The sequence below is a fragment of the Streptomyces lienomycini genome (assembly GCF_027947595.1).
Classification (GTDB): domain Bacteria; phylum Actinomycetota; class Actinomycetes; order Streptomycetales; family Streptomycetaceae; genus Streptomyces; species Streptomyces lienomycini.
The window spans coordinates 3,446,711-3,461,318 of sequence record NZ_CP116257.1; the positions used below are offsets into that span (position 1 = coordinate 3,446,711).

Sequence of the window (14,608 nt, forward strand, 5' to 3'; positions counted from 1 at the left end):
CGGCTTCGGATTACCCGTGTGAGCGAAGAACCGAGACCACGCCGACAGCGAACCGGCGGCTGACCCCGCAACCGGGTCGGCCGGCCTTCACGTAACGGCGCCGCGTACTCGGCGGACCGCCGCACACCACCGCAGCTCTGCACCACGACACCGCTTCAACGCAGCCCTCAAGCTGCCCGTTTTCAGGGAGATTCTCCATGAACGCCCGCATCCGCCGCTCCGCCGTCGCCGTCGTCGCGGCCGCCGTCCTGCCCCTGTCCCTGGCCGCCTGCTCCGACGACGGCGACAGCGGCTCCTCGGACTCCGCCCAGGCCGCCTCCTCGGCGCCCGCGGCGAACGACGACAAGTCGGCCGACACCTCCGGCGGCATGGCGGACTCCGACGAGCCGTTCGGCCCGGCCTGTTCCACGGTGCCGAAGGAGGGCGCCGGTTCGTTCGACGGGATGGCCAAGGACCCGGTCGCCACGGCCGCCTCGAACAACCCGGCCCTGTCCACGCTCGTCTCCGCGGTCAAGAAGGCCGGACTGGTCGACACGCTCAACAACGCCGAGAACATCACGGTCTTCGCGCCGACCAACGACGCCTTCGCCAAGATCCCGAAGGCCGACCTGGACAAGGTCCTCAACGACAAGGCGATGCTCACCGACATCCTGACCTACCACGTCGTGGGCCAGAAGCTCGCCCCCAAGGACCTGGAGAACGGCTCCTTCGACACCCTGCAGAAGTCGAAGCTGACCACCTCGGGCTCGGACGAGTCCTACAAGGTCAACGACTCCGCCGGCGTGGTCTGCGGCAACGTGAAGACCGCCAACGCCAACGTCTACATCATCGACACGGTCCTCATGCCGAAGAGCTGACACGCGGGCGGGCGGACACGTGGGCCGGGGACAGGTCGGGCAGAGGCCCGCCCCCGGCCCACGCGCCGACCCTGTGGTAGCTTGCGCAAGCCAGTCGAACCCACCTGGTGGGTCAGGGAATCCGGTGCGAATCCGGAACTGACGCGCAGCGGTGAGGGGGACGGGCGGAACACGGGCCACTGGCCGGCGTACGCCGGCCGGGAAGGCGTTCCGTCCGGTCGAACCCGAGTCCGAAGACCTGCTGGCACCCGTGCCGCGTGCGGCGCGGGCCGCACCGTACGAACGGGCTTCGCGTACGAGCCCTCGACGCCAGAGGATCTTCCGTGCCCGCAGCGCGCCCCGGCGGTCTCCGCCGCCTCCTCCGCCCCCACCGCGCCGTCCGCGCCCCCGCCCTGCTGCTGTCCGCCGCCCTGCTGGCCTCCGGCTGCGGCGCCGGCGCGAGCACCGACGCCCCGGCCGCCCCGGCCGACGCCGCCGGTCGGCCACGCACCGTCAGTGACTGCGGGCACCAGGTGCGGGTCGCCGCGCCGCCCCGGCGGGCGGTCTCCCTCAACCAGGGCAGCACGGAGATCCTGCTCTCGCTCGGCCTCGCCGACCGCATGGCGGGCACCGCCACCTGGACCGACCCGGTCATGAAGGGACTGGAGAAGGCGAACGCGGGCGTCCCCCGGCTCGCCGACGACATGCCGTCCTTCGAGACGGTCCTGGACGCGGAACCCGACCTCGTCACCGCCTCCTTCGCCTCCACCCTCGGCACCGGCGGCGTGGCCACCCGCGAACAGTTCACCGAACTCGGCGTACCGGCCTACCTGTCCCCGTCCGACTGCGCCGGCAAGGACAACAGCGGCGACGGCGACGGCGTCCGGGCCGAGCCCCTCACCATGGACACCGTCTACGGCGAAGTCCGCGACCTGGCCCGCCTCTTCGGCGTCGAACAGCGCGGCGAGAAGCTCGTCGCCGACCTGAGGTCAAGGGTCGACAAGGCGACATCCGGCATCGACGCCTCCGGCGTCACCCTCATGTACTGGTTCGCCAACTCCACCTCGCCCTACCTGGCGGGCTGCTGCGGTGCCCCGGGCATCATCACCCGCGCGGTCGGCGCCGAGAACGCCATGGACGACACCCACGAGGAGTGGCCGCAGACCGGCTGGGAGACCGTCGCCGACCGGAACCCAGACGTCCTGGTCCTCGGCGACCTCACCCGCAGGTCCCAGACCGCCGAGACGGCGGCGAAGAAGATCGAGTTCCTGGAGTCCAACCCCGTGACCAGGAACCTGACCGCCGTACGCGAGAAGCGCTACGTGCTGCTCAGCGGGCAGGCCATGAACCCCACCATCCGTACCGTCGAGGGTGTGGAGCGGGTGGCGGCCGCGCTGCGCGCGTACGGGCTCACCAAGTGACCTCCGCGGGCCGGGCGGCCCCCGGTTCCGGCATACGCGCATCCCGCCGCCCCCACCTCGTGTGGGCGGCGGCCGGGATCGTCGCCCTGTGCGCCTCCCTGGCCGTCGCCGTCACCCTCGGCCCCGCCGACATCGGCGTCGGCGACGTGTGGTCCGTGATCGCCGCCCACCTCGGCGCCGGCACCCCCGCCGCGGACGTGTCGCCGATCCGCGACGGCATCGTCTGGGACCTGCGGCTGCCCCGCACCCTCCTCGCGGCCGTGTGCGGTGCCGGGCTCGCGGTGTGCGGGGCCGTGCTCCAGTCCCTGCTGCGCAACCCGCTCGCGGACCCCTTCGTCCTCGGCGTCTCCTCCGGTGCCTCGACCGGCGCCGTCCTGGTCGTCGTGCTCGGCGTCGGCGGCGGCGCGCTGTCGGTCCCCGGCGGGGCGTTCATCGGCGCGGTCTGCTCCTTCGCGCTGGTGATGCTGCTCAGCCACAGTCTCGGCGGCACCACGGACCGGGTGGTGCTCGCGGGCGTCGCGGCGATGCAGCTGTTCTCCGCGCTCACCTCGTTCGTGGTCATGACCGCCGCCGACGCCGAGACCACCCGCGGCGTGCTGTTCTGGCTGCTCGGCTCGCTCGGCGGCGCGGGCTGGAGCGACGTGTGGACCACCGCCGCGGTCCTCGTGCTGGTCCTCGCCGTGTGCCTCGGGTACGCCAGGACCCTGGACGCCTTCGCCTTCGGCCGGGACGCGGCGGCCACGCTCGGCGTCCAGGTGGCCCGTACCCGGCTGGTCCTGCTGTGCGCCACCGCCCTGCTCACCGCCGTCCTGGTCGCCTCGGCCGGTGCGATCGGCTTCGTCGGCCTGGTGCTGCCGCACGCGGTTCGGGCCCTCACCGGTCCCGGGCACGCCCGGCTGCTGCCGGTGTGCGCACTCGCCGGGGCGGTGTTCCTGGTGTGGGTCGACACCCTGGCCCGTACCGTCCTCGAACCGCAGGAGGTCCCGGTGGGCGTGGTGACCTCGCTGATCGGTGTCCCGGCCTTCGTCCTCGTCCTGTACCGCACCCGGAGGGCACGGTGACACTGAGCGCCGAGCGGGTCTCCCGCTCCGCCGGCGGGCGGCTCATCCTGGACGGCGTCGACCTGAGCCCCCGTACCGGCGCCATGACGGGCCTGCTCGGACCCAACGGCTCCGGCAAGTCCACCCTGCTGCGGCTGCTCGCCGGCGTGCTCGCCCCGGCCTCGGGCGTCGTCACCCTCGACGGACGCCCCCTGGACCGGGTGGGCCGCCGGGACGTCGCCCGGCGCGTGGCCGTGGTCGAGCAGCAGACGGACACCCAGGTGGAACTGACCGTCCGCGACGTCGTCCGGCTGGGCCGCATCCCGCACCGCCGCGCCTGGGCACCGGCGTCGGCGGCCGACGAGGAGGCGGTGACGGACGCCCTGGAGCGCACCGCCCTGGCCGGTCGGGCCGACCGGCTGTGGCACACGCTCTCCGGGGGCGAACGCCAGCGCGTCCAGATCGCCCGCGCCCTCGCCCAGGAGCCGCGCGAACTCCTGCTCGACGAACCGACCAACCACCTCGACATCCAGCACCAGCTCGACGTACTGGCCCTCGTCGCCGCCCTGCCCGTCACCAGCGTGGTCGCCCTGCACGACCTCAACCTGGCGGCGATGTACTGCGACCACCTCGTCGTCCTCTCGGAGGGCCGGGTCGTGGCCCGCGGCGCACCGGCGGACGTCCTGACGGCGCACCTGGTGGCGAAGGTCTACCGGGTACACGCCGAGATCACCCGCACCGCCCCGGCCGACCGCCCCCACGTGCGCTTCCTGGGCACCCTGCCGGGCTAGGGGCCGCGCGTCGGCCGAGGACGCGGCACCCCGGGAGGAGGTCAGTCGTCCGTCAGGCCGGCGGCGAGCGCGGCCCCCAGCTCCCAGCAGGCATCCAGGTCGGCCCTGCCCGGTTCACCGGCCACGGTCACCGCGGGCGCCGCACGCTGCCAGCCGAGACCGGTCGTGACGGACTCGATGCCGCGTACCGCGCCCGTGGTGTCGCTGCCCCCGTGCACGTAGTAGCCGAAGGGGCGGCCACGGGTGTCGTCCAGGCACGGGTAGTAGACCTGGTCGAAGAAGTGCTTGAGCGCTCCGGACATGTACCCCAGATTGGCCGGGGTGCCCAGCAGGTAGCCGTCGGCCTCCAGCACGTCGACGGCCGTGGCCGCCAGCGCCGCCCGCCGGACCACCCGCACCCCCTCGATCTCGGGCGCGGTCGCCCCGGACACGACGGACTCCAGCATCGCCCGGCAGTTCGGCGACGGCGTGTGATGCACGATCAGCAAAGTGGCCACACCGCGAAGCCTGCCGCCCGGCCCCGCGCGTCGCAACAGGCGCCCCGGGCACGACCGCCCCCGTACGGGCCGTCACCGGCCGGCCCCTCGCCCCGGCCCGCGGGTCCCGTCCCGCCGGCGAGCCGGACCTCCCGCCCTTCCCAACGGCCGCGCAGCCACCGGTCGTGGCTGGCGACGACGACGGCGCCGGGCCCGCCGCCGAGCGCGTCCTCCAGTTCGTCGCAGAGCCGCGGGGAGAGGTGGTTGGTCGGCTCGTCGAGCAGCAGCAACTGGGGCGGGCACGCCACCAGCAGGGCGAGGGCGAGACGGCGGCGCTGCCCGGCCGACAGGTGGCCCACCCGCCGGTCGAGGTCCGCGTCGTGCAGCAGCCCCAGGGAGCGTAGCGGCACCGCGTCCGCCCGCCGCGCCCCGAGCACCGCGTCGTAGGTCTCCCGCACGGTCCGCTCCGGCCGCTCGAAGACCGTGTCCTGCGCGAGCAGCCCCACCGTCAGTCCCGGCCGGCGCCGCATCTCGCCCCCGGGCGCGAGGTGCCCGGCGAGCACGGCCAGCAGGGTCGACTTCCCGGTGCCGTTGCCGCCGGTGACCAGGAGGCGTTCGGTCGCCGACACCTCCAGCCCGTCCAGCGCGAGCCGGCCCGGAACCCGCGTGTCGCGCAGGGACACCAGCGGCTCCTCGCCCGGCTCGGCCGGGGCGGCCGGCACCGTGCCCGCGAACCGCAGGGGCCGCGGCGGCTCGGCCACCTGGCCGCGTTCCAGTTCCTCCAGCCTGCGAGTGGCGTTGCGCACCCGTCGGGAGATCTGGTGCTGCACCCGGCCCGCGCGACGGCCGTAGCCCATCTTCTCGTTGTCGCGCATCCCCCGGTCCGGGGCGACGCGGTGCGCGGTGACCCCGGCCGACCGGCGCAGCGCCGCCAGTTCCTCCTGCTCCTCGGCCCAGCGCCGCTCCCAGCGTTCCCGTTCGGCGTGCTGGGCGGCCAGGTAGGAGCTGTAACCGCCACCGTGCCGGACGGGGCCGTCCACCGCCGGATCCAGGTCGATCAGGTCGGTGCAGACGGCGTCGAGGAACGCCCGGTCGTGGCCGGCCACCACGACGACGCCGGGCAGCCCGCGCACCTGCTCCTCGACGAACGCGACGGCGTCGTCGTCGAGGTGGTTGGTCGGCTCGTCGAGCAGCAGCGCGGACGGCCTGCGCACCAGCAGCGCGGCCAGCGCCAGCCGGCCGCGCTGCCCGCCCGACAGGGAGCCGAGGGGACGGTCGTGCGCGACGGCGCCGAGACCGAGTCCGCCGAGCACGAGGGCCGCGCGCCGGTCGGCGTCCCAGGCCTCCCGCTCCCGGGCCTGTTCGAGCCGGGCGCCGTACGTGTCGAGCAGCGTCGCGTAGCCGGGGGCGTCCTCGGCGGTCACGGCGAGCCGCTCGGTCAGGGCCGCGAGTTCGGCGAGGTCCGCGCGGGCCTCCCGCAGGGCGTCGTCGAGCACGTCGGCGATCGTGGCCCCGGCCTCGTACGGCATCTCCTGGTGCAGGAAACCGAGGTCGGGCGGGCGGACGACGCTGCCGGAGTCCGGCTCGTCGGCGCCGGCCAGCAGACGCAGCAGGGTCGACTTGCCGACACCGTTCTCCCCGATCAGGCCGATGCGGTGGCCGGGGGAGGCGGTCAGGGAGACACCGTCGAGGACGCGCCGGGCGCCGAGGGTGTGCACGAGGTCGTGGGCGAGCAGAGCGGGGTGAGACATGGGAGTCCGTTCAGCGTGGTCGGTGGACGGCCCGCGGGGCACTGCGCCTCGGACGCGGGCCGGGTCGGCACGCCGGCGGCTCACACCTCGGGCGCCCCCGTCTCCGTCAGCTCCCCGCCGGCCAGCCGCAGCCAGCGGCCGACGCCGATCCCGCGCAGGAACCTCCGGTCGTGACTGACGACGACGAAGGCCCCCCGGTAGGAGTTCAGGGCGCTCTCCAACTGGCCCACGCCGACCAGGTCGAGGTTGTTCGTCGGCTCGTCCAGGAGCAGCAGGTGCGGGGCGGGTTCCGCGCACAGGACGCAGGCCAGCGTGGCCCGAAGCCGCTCGCCGCCGGAGAGCAGGCCGACCGGCAGGTGGGCGCGGGCGCCCCGGAAGAGGAAGCGGGCGAGGAGGTTCATCCGCTCGGCCTCCGGCCGGTCCGGGGCGTAGGCGGCGAAGTTCTCGGCGACGGTGCGCTCGTCGTCCAGCAGGTCCAACCGCTGGGAGAGGTACGCGACGCGTCCGTCGGCCCGCCTGATCCCGCCGCCCTCCGGCTCCAGGCCGCCGTGGACCAGACGCAGCAGCGTGCTCTTGCCCGCGCCGTTGGCCCCGGTCAGCGCGATCCGCTCGGGGCCCCGGACCGTCAGGTCGACGCCCTGCGCCCCGAACAGGTCCCGGTCGCCGAGCCGGATCCGCAGCCCCTCGCCGAGGAAGAGGGTGCGGCCGGCGGGGACGCGGGTCTCCGGCAGGTCCAGGGCGATGCGCTCCTCCTCGCGCAGCGACCGCTCCGCCTCGTCGAGCCGTGCCCTGGCCTCACCGACCCGGTTGGCGTGGGTCTGGCCCGCCCGGCCGGCGGACTCCTGGGCCCCGCGCTTCATGTTGCCCGCGAAGATCCGGGGGAGCCCGGCGCTCTTGAGGTTGCGGGCGGCGTTGCTCGCGCGGCGGTCGGCGCGCTCGCGGGCCTGCTGCAGCTCCCGCTTCTCCCGCTTCAGCTCCTGCTCGGCGTTGCGGACGTTCTTCTCGGCGACTTCCCGCTCGGAGCGGACGGCCTCCTCGTACTCGGTGAAGTTGCCGCCGTGGAAGCGCAGTTCACCGCGATCGAGTTCGGCGATGCGCTCCATGCGGTCGAGCAGCTCCCGGTCGTGGCTGACCAGCAGCAGGCAGCCGTGGTAGTCGCCGAGCACGTCGTGGAGTCTGCCGCGGGCGTCCACGTCGAGGTTGTTGGTGGGCTCGTCGAGCAGCAGCACGTCGGGCCGCTTCAGCAGCTGGGCGGCGAGTCCGAGGGAGACGACCTGGCCGCCGCTGAGCGTGCGCAGCCGGCGGTCCAGGTCGAGACCGCCCAGGCCCAGGCGGTCGAGCTGGGCGCGGGTGCGCTCCTCGATGTCCCAGTCGTCGCCGATGGCGGTGAAGTGCTCCTCGGCCACGTCCCCCAACTCCACGGCGTCGATGGCCCGGATCACGGCGTCGACGCCGAGGACCTCGGCCACGGTCAGCCCGCCCGTCAGGGGGAGGGCCTGGGGCAGATGGCCGAGGACACCGGAGACGGACACCGAGCCGGCGGTGGGCCGCAGCTCGCCGGCGATCAGCTTGAGCAGGGTGGACTTGCCTGCACCGTTGGGGGCCACGAGGCCCGTACGGCCGGCTCCCACGGTGAACGACAGGTTCTCGAAGACGGGGGTGTCGTCGGGCCAGGAGAAGGACAGGTCGGAACAGCGGACGGCGGCGTCGGACATGGAGACGACCTCGTGGCGGTGAAGGGCAGGGCACAGACCTCTGCCCGGGAAGCGAGACAGGGAAAAGGGCACGACGAGGAGGCCACTGCGACGGCGCTCGAACGCGCCCGCTGCGGCCTACCGGGACCGGGTCTCACCCGGAGATGTCGTCGTCACCCACCATGTCCGCGACTCCTCGCTGCACGATCAACGTCTCTCCCAGACTAGCAGCCGGGCTCCCGCACCGGACCCGGCGCCGGGTCGGACGAGGCACCCCGAGCCGGGCCGAGAACCGGCGGCTCGGCCGCCTCCAAGGCCCGGGCGACCAGCTCGGAGGGCGCCGCCTCCGGGGAGAGCAGGTGGGCGACCGCCGCCGTCGCGGTGCGGTGCCACTGAGCGTGGTGGCGGAGCATGGCGTGGTCGCCGCGGTCCAGCAGCACCATCCCCGCCTGGGCCCCGGCGGCGCGGGCCCGCAAGACGTACGCGGCCGACTCGGCGGGATCGGTGACGCGGTCGCGGGTGCCGTGCAGGACGAACAGGTCCCGGCCTCGCAGCTGGGCGACGGGCTCGCCCGGAGGGCACCAGGGCGCGAGGGCGACCACACCCCGGACCGGGGCGGCGTCCGCCGCGCGCAGGGCCGCCCGGCCGCCCATGGAGTGGCCCAGCAGGACCACCGGCACGTCACCGACCAGGGCCCGCAACCCGGCGAGCGCCCGCCGGGTGTCGGCCAGTGGCTCCGCGGCGGCACCGTTCCAGCCGCGGCTGCGGTAGCGCACCCGGGCCAGGAGCACGTCGTCGCGGCCGGTGCCCGCCTCCAGCGCCCGCAGGAAGGGGCGCATCCGCAGGGCCGCGAGCTGCCAGGGACGCGCGGCGCTGCGGCTCTCCGCCCGCCCGCCGTGCAGTACCAGCACGGCCGCGCGGGTCCGCACCGGACGGCGCCGCACCTCCAGCGCGCCACCGGTCGACGGATCCTGCTCCACACCCATGTCGGTCCCTTTCCCTTCCCGTTTCCCTCATCTTCCCCGCCCCTGCCCGCCCCAGATGATCCGTTGCCGGGCCGCCCCCGGACTGGTGGTCGTCCGAGCGGTCCGCAACCTGCGGCAATCCGCCCGCCCCGCGGCTCCGGATTACTCACGCAAGCGTTGATCACAGTGGGGTGGAGGAGCAGCGAAATGCCGCGAGTGTCAGGGGAGGCCGTGCGCCGCAGTGCCGTCGTCGGCAGCGGAGTGGCGGGTCTGACCGCCGCCCACGTACTGGGCCGCGAGCACCGCGTCACCCTCTACGAGGCCGACGACCGCCTCGGCGGGCACGCCCACACCCACGACCTGACCGCGTCCGACGGCCGCGTCCACCGGGTCGACTCGGGATTCATCGTGCACAACCGCCGCACCTACCCGAACCTGTTGCGCCTCTTCGACGAACTCGGGGTGGCCACGCAGGAGTCGGAGATGAGCATGTCCGTACGGTGCGAGGGCTGCGGTCTCGAGTACGCCGGTGCCCGCGGCCCCGCCGGACTGCTCGCCCGCCCGCGCAACGCCCTGCACGGCCCCTACCTGCGGATGCTCGCCCAGGTGCCCCGGTTCCACCGCGCCGCCCGCGAGCTGCTCACCGACGGCGCCGACCAGTCCCTGACCCTCGGCGAGTTCCTGGACCGCGAGGGCTTCTCGCCGTACTTCCGGGCCCACTTCACGACGCCCGTGGTCTCCGCGGTCTGGTCCTGCGACGCCGCCACCGCGCTGCGCTACCCGGCCGCCTACCTGTTCCGCTTCCTGCACCACCACGGCATGCTCGCCGTCGGCGGCTCCCCGGTGTGGCGCACGGTCACCGGCGGCTCCCGCTCCTACGTCGACCGGATCGCCGAGCGGCTGCCCGACGTGCGCACCGCCGCCCCGGTCCGCTCGGTGACCCGGCACGCGGACGGCGTGGACATCACCGCGGCCGACGGCACCACCGACACCTACGACCACCTCGTCGTCGCCGTCCACCCCGACCAGGCACTGGCGCTGCTGGCCGACCCGACGCCCGACGAGAAGGAGGTCCTCGGCGCCTTCCGGTACTCCCGCAACGCCACCCTTCTGCACACCGACACCGCCCTGCTGCCCCGCTCGCGCGGCGCCCGGTCCTCCTGGAACTACCTCATGCCGGCCTGCGACGCGGGCGCCGACCGGGTCCGCGTCAGCTACGACATGAACCGGCTGCAGCGCCTCGACGCCGCCGACACCTACGTCGTCACGCTCGGCGGCGAGGACCGTGTCGACCCCGGCCGGGTGCTGGCCCGCATGACCTACGAACACCCCGTCTACACACCCGAGTCGGTCGCCGCCCAGCGCCGCCTGCCCGGCCTGCGCACCCCGGTCACGGCCTACGCCGGCGCCTACCACGGCTGGGGGTTCCACGAGGACGGCTGCCGCTCGGGGGTGGAGGCCGCCGCGGCGCTCGGAGTGACCTGGTGACCCCGGACCCGACGGCACGCCCCGGCCTGTACCCCTGCGAGATCGGGCACATACGCCTCGACCCGATCCGGTACGCCATGCGCCACCGGACCTACATGTGGCTCGTCGACCTCGACCACCTGCCCCAACTGCCGCGTCCACTGCGCCCGCTGGCCGGCTTCCGCGCCCGCGACCACTTCACCGGCGACGCCCCCTCACCGCGCGCGGGCCTTGACCGCTTCCTCGCCTCCCACGGCGTCGACCTGGAGGGCGGCCGGGTGCTGATGCTCACGCACGCCCGCGTCCTCGGACACGTCTTCAACCCGCTGACCCTGTACTGGTGCCACGGCCCCGACGGCACCCCGCGCCGCGTGGTCGCCGAGGTGCACAACACCTACGGCGAGCGTCACGCGTACCTGCTGGACCCCGACGAGGCGGGTGTCGCGCACGTCGACAAGGAGTTCTACGTCTCGCCGTTCAACCCCGTCGACGGCGCCTACCGCATGCGGCTGCCGCTGCCCGCCGACCACCTCGACCTGACCGTACGCCTGGACCGCCCCGGCGCCCGGCCGTTCACCGCGACCGTCCGCGGCACCCGGCGGGAGGCGACCCCCGCCGCCCTCCTGCGGCTGGCGCTGCGGCACCCCCTGTCGACCCTCGCGGTGTCGGCCGGCATCCGCAGGCACGGCATCCGCCTCTACCTGCGCGGCCTGCCCGTCCAGCCGCGCCCGAGTCACCGCACCACGGAGAAGGCATCATGACCGCAACCCACCCACGCCCCGCCGCCGCGCCCCCGGTCACGGAAGGCCGCGGCACCCCGGTCGACCCGCACCGCTGGCCCGACGTCGCCGCACCGCCCCGCACCTCACGGGCCCGCCGGGCCATCGCCGCGGCCGTCGTGGGCCGCGCCCTGCGCCGACTGCCGCTGCGGGTACGGTTCGCCGACGGCGCCACCGTGGGCCTCGGCGGTCCGCTGGTGGAGGTCCACGACCCCGACGCCTTCCACGGGCGGATCGGCGCCCAGGGCCTCATCGGCTTCGGCGAGTCCTACATGGCCGGCGAGTGGGACGCCCCGGACCTGGTCGGCGCCCTCACCGTGCTCGCCGCCCACGCGGCCGACCTGGTCCCCGCCCCGCTCCAACGGCTGCGCGGCCTGTGGCACCAGCGCCGGCCCGCCGCCCGCCGCAACACGCCCGAGGGCGCCCGGTCCAACATCAGCAGCCACTACGACCTGTCCAACGACCTGTTCGCCCTCTTCCTCGACGACACCCTCAGCTACTCCTCCGCCGTCTTCCCCGCCTTCCCGGCCCGCCGCGAGTCCCTCGCCGCCGCCCAGCAGCGCAAGATCGACCGGCTGCTCGACCTCGCCGAGGTCCGCGACGGCACCCGCCTCCTGGAGATCGGCACCGGCTGGGGCGAACTCGCCCTGCGCGCCGCCGCCCGCGGCGCCCACGTCACCTCCCTCACCCTCTCCCGCGAACAGCGCGACCGCGCCCTCGAACGCGCCCGCGAGGCGGGCCTCGCCGACCGCGTCCGGGTCGAACTGCGCGACTACCGCGAGGAGAAGGGCACCTACGACGCGCTCGTCAGCGTCGAGATGATCGAGGCCGTCGGCGCCGAGTTCTGGCCGGTGTACTTCCGCACCCTCGACGAGCGCCTCGCCCCCGGCGGCCGGGCCGCCCTCCAGGCCATCACCATGCCGCACGACCGGATGCTCGCCGCCCGCCACACCCACACCTGGATCCAGAAGTACGTCTTCCCCGGCGGCCTGATCCCCTCCACCGACGCGATAGAGGACACGGTCCGCGACCACACCGGTCTGCGCGTCGCCCGCCGCGACGACTACGGAGCGCACTACGCCGAGACGCTGCGGCTGTGGCGCGAGCGGTTCACCGAGCGCGCCGCCGAGGTGGACGCCCTCGGCTTCGACGAGACCTTCCGGCGCCTGTGGACCTTCTACCTCGCCTACTCCGAGGCCGGCTTCCGCGCCGCCTACCTCGACGTCCAGCAGTACCTGTTCACCAAGGAGGGCCCCGCCCGATGAGCACCGCCCGCACCGCCAGGACCGGCGCCGCCCACCGGCTCGCCGCGCTCGTCGAGGACGCGCTCGGCGGCCCGCTCCCCGTCCGGCTGCGCGCCTGGGACGGCTCCGAGACCGGCCCCGCCGACGGCCCCGTGGTCGTCGTCCGCTCCCGGCGGGCGCTGCGCCGCCTGCTGTGGCAGCCCGGCGAACTGGGCCTGGCGCAGGCCTACGTCACCGGCGAACTGGACGTCGACGGCGACCTGGCCGACGGCCTGCGCCGGATGTGGGCGGCCACCCGCGAACGCCGGCTGCGTCCGCCCCGCCTCTCCCTCGCCGACCGGGCCCGCGCGGCGGGCACCGCCGTCCGCCTCGGCGCCCTCGGCCCGCGCCCCGCGACGCCCGCCTCGCAGGCCCGGCTGCGCGGCGGCCTGCACACCAGGTCCCGCGACCGCGCCGCCATCAGCCACCACTACGACCTCTCCAACGACTTCTACCGCCTCCTCCTCGACGAGACCATGGCCTACTCGTGCGGGGTGTGGGCGGACGAGTACACCGACGCGGACGCCGCCGACGCCCAGCGCGCCAAGCTGGAGCTGATCTGCCGCAAGCTCGGCCTCACCGTCGGCTCCCGCCTCCTGGACATCGGCTGCGGCTGGGGTTCGCTCACCCTCTACGCGGCCGAACGGCACAAGGCGAAGGTCACCGCCGTCACGCTCGCCGAGGAGCAGGCGGCGCACGTCCGCGAACAGGTGCGGGAGCGCGGCCTGGAGGACCGGGTCGAGGTCGTCTGCCAGGACTACCGCGACATCACCAGCGGGGGCTACGACGCCGTCTCCACCATCGAGATGGGCGAGCACGTCGGCGACGCCGAGTACCCGGCCTTCACCGCCGCCCTGCACCGCATGGTCCGCCCCGGGGGACGCGTCCTGGTGCAGCAGATGTCCCGGGGCCGCAATGCCCCCGGCGGCGGCGCCTTCATCGAGGCGTACATCGCCCCGGACATGCACATGCGGCCCCTCGGCGAGACGGTCCAGCTCCTGGAGGACGCCGGTCTCGAAGTGCGCCACGTCGAGTCGCTGCGCGAGCACTACGTCCGCACGGTCACGGCATGGGAACGCACCCTGGAGGAGCGCTGGGACGAGTTCGTCGCGCTGGTCGGGAAGGAGACCGCGCGGGTGTGGCGGCTCTACCTGGTGGGCGGCGCGCTCGCCTTCGAGCAGCGGCGCATGGGCGTCGACCAGATCCTGAGCGTCCGGCCCACCGCCGAGGGCGTCAGCGGCATGCCCGCGACGCCGGGGGAGTGGTACGAGCGGCTGGACCGCCCGTGAGCGGCTTCCCGTGGGGCGCGTTCGCCGTGGGCCTCGGCTGGGCCGCGGCGGCCGCGCTCGCCGTCATGCTGGCCACCTTCGCCGTCGCCCTGCGCAAGGGCGTCCACCGGGTCGTGGACGTGGCCTGGGGCCTCGGCTTCGCCGCCGTCGCCGTCGTGACCTGCGCGGTCGCGGCGGCGAGGGGGGAGGGCGATGCCGGGCGCCAGGCCCTGGTCGGGGCCCTCACCGTCGTATGGGGAGTGCGGCTGGCCGCGCACATCGCGCGGCGCGGCCGGGGCCACGGCGAGGACCCGCGCTACGACGCCATGCTCGCCAAGGCGCGCGGCAACCGGAACCTCTACGCCCTGCGCATGGTGTACCTGCTCCAGGGCGCCCTGGTCTGGCTGGTGTCGCTGCCGGTGCAGGCCGCCTCGTACGGGCCGGGGCCCCTGTCGGTCCTGGCCTGGGCCGGGGCGGCCGTGTGGGCGGTGGGGCTGGCCTTCGAGGCCGTCGGGGACGCCCAGCTGGCCCGGTTCAAGGCGGACCCGGCCAACCGGGGCCGCATCATGGACCGCGGCCTGTGGAGCTGGACCCGGCACCCCAACTACTTCGGCGACCTCTGCGTCTGGTGGGGCCTGTTCCTGATCGCCTGCGACGCGGGCCCGGCCGCCGCCGCGGTGTCCGTCGTCGCCCCGCTGGTGATGACGTACCTGCTGATCGGCGGCAGCGGGAAGCGACTCCTCGAGCGGCACATGGCGGACCGGCCGGGGTGGACCGAGTACGCGGCGCGCACCAGTGGCTTCTTCCCGCGTCCGCCGCGCCGGTCCGCGTAGGACG

The 14,608-nt window shown here is 74.7% G+C and carries 13 protein-coding genes and 1 riboswitch; of the genes, 9 read left to right on the top strand and 4 right to left on the bottom strand.

The features are described 5' to 3' along the window. Nucleotides 1-197 precede the first annotated feature (197 nt). From BJ961_RS15620 to BJ961_RS15635, 4 genes are all read left to right on the top strand, one after another. Complete coding sequence (locus tag BJ961_RS15620) at nt 198-857, top strand: fasciclin domain-containing protein (protein WP_271413434.1); 660 nt, start codon at nt 198-200, stop codon at nt 855-857. Between the two features lie 74 nt (nt 858-931). Next, nucleotides 932-1,117: riboswitch (cobalamin riboswitch) on the top strand. Nucleotides 1,118-1,180: 63 nt separating this feature from the next. After that, a complete protein-coding gene (locus BJ961_RS15625; protein WP_271413435.1) occupies nt 1,181-2,257 on the top strand; it encodes an ABC transporter substrate-binding protein in 1,077 nt (358 codons plus the stop codon). Nucleotides 2,258-2,289: 32 nt separating this feature from the next. Then, on the top strand, nt 2,290-3,318 hold the full coding sequence (locus BJ961_RS15630) for a FecCD family ABC transporter permease (RefSeq protein ID WP_381161112.1): 1,029 nt from the start codon (nt 2,290-2,292) through the stop codon (nt 3,316-3,318). After that, nucleotides 3,315-4,088, top strand: coding sequence for an ABC transporter ATP-binding protein (locus tag BJ961_RS15635; RefSeq protein WP_271413436.1), 774 nt, complete (start codon nt 3,315-3,317; stop codon nt 4,086-4,088). The genes BJ961_RS15630 and BJ961_RS15635 overlap by 4 nt, the downstream gene beginning before the upstream one ends. Nucleotides 4,089-4,129: 41 nt before the next feature. Here the strand turns inward: BJ961_RS15635 and BJ961_RS15640 are convergent, their stop codons facing one another. From BJ961_RS15640 to BJ961_RS15655, 4 genes are all read right to left on the bottom strand, one after another. Then, nucleotides 4,130-4,585 carry a flavodoxin family protein gene (locus BJ961_RS15640; protein ID WP_271413437.1) on the bottom strand — a complete coding sequence of 152 codons (456 nt, stop codon included), beginning with the start codon at nt 4,583-4,585 and terminating at the stop codon, nt 4,130-4,132. After that, complete coding sequence (locus tag BJ961_RS15645; RefSeq protein ID WP_271413438.1) at nt 4,570-6,315, bottom strand: ABC-F family ATP-binding cassette domain-containing protein; 1,746 nt, start codon at nt 6,313-6,315, stop codon at nt 4,570-4,572. Before BJ961_RS15645 ends, BJ961_RS15640 begins: the two co-directional genes overlap by 16 nt. Before the next feature lie 80 nt (nt 6,316-6,395). Further along, complete coding sequence (locus tag BJ961_RS15650; RefSeq protein ID WP_271413439.1) at nt 6,396-8,030, bottom strand: ABC-F family ATP-binding cassette domain-containing protein; 1,635 nt, start codon at nt 8,028-8,030, stop codon at nt 6,396-6,398. A gap of 203 nt (nt 8,031-8,233) precedes the next feature. Further along, nucleotides 8,234-8,995, bottom strand: a complete 762-nt coding sequence (locus tag BJ961_RS15655; protein WP_271413440.1) for an alpha/beta fold hydrolase — start codon at nt 8,993-8,995, stop codon at nt 8,234-8,236. Between the two features lie 186 nt (nt 8,996-9,181). Here BJ961_RS15655 and BJ961_RS15660 point away from each other — a divergent pair, with 186 nt between their 5' ends. Genes BJ961_RS15660 through BJ961_RS15680 form a run of 5 tightly spaced genes read left to right on the top strand, consistent with a single transcriptional unit; the run spans nt 9,182 to nt 14,604 of the window. Continuing rightward, a complete protein-coding gene (locus tag BJ961_RS15660) occupies nt 9,182-10,462 on the top strand; it encodes an NAD(P)/FAD-dependent oxidoreductase (protein WP_271413441.1) in 1,281 nt (426 codons plus the stop codon). Beyond that, complete coding sequence (locus BJ961_RS15665) at nt 10,459-11,202, top strand: DUF1365 domain-containing protein (RefSeq protein WP_271413442.1); 744 nt, start codon at nt 10,459-10,461, stop codon at nt 11,200-11,202. The genes BJ961_RS15660 and BJ961_RS15665 overlap by 4 nt, the downstream gene beginning before the upstream one ends. Continuing rightward, entirely contained in the window at nt 11,199-12,485 is a 1,287-nt protein-coding gene (locus BJ961_RS15670; RefSeq protein WP_271413443.1) for an SAM-dependent methyltransferase, read from the top strand. The genes BJ961_RS15665 and BJ961_RS15670 overlap by 4 nt, the downstream gene beginning before the upstream one ends. Beyond that, nucleotides 12,482-13,792, top strand: coding sequence for an SAM-dependent methyltransferase (locus tag BJ961_RS15675; RefSeq protein WP_271413444.1), 1,311 nt, complete (start codon nt 12,482-12,484; stop codon nt 13,790-13,792). The genes BJ961_RS15670 and BJ961_RS15675 overlap by 4 nt, the downstream gene beginning before the upstream one ends. After that, nucleotides 13,789-14,604, top strand: coding sequence for a DUF1295 domain-containing protein (locus BJ961_RS15680; protein ID WP_271413445.1), 816 nt, complete (start codon nt 13,789-13,791; stop codon nt 14,602-14,604). The genes BJ961_RS15675 and BJ961_RS15680 overlap by 4 nt, the downstream gene beginning before the upstream one ends. Nucleotides 14,605-14,608 lie beyond the last annotated feature (4 nt).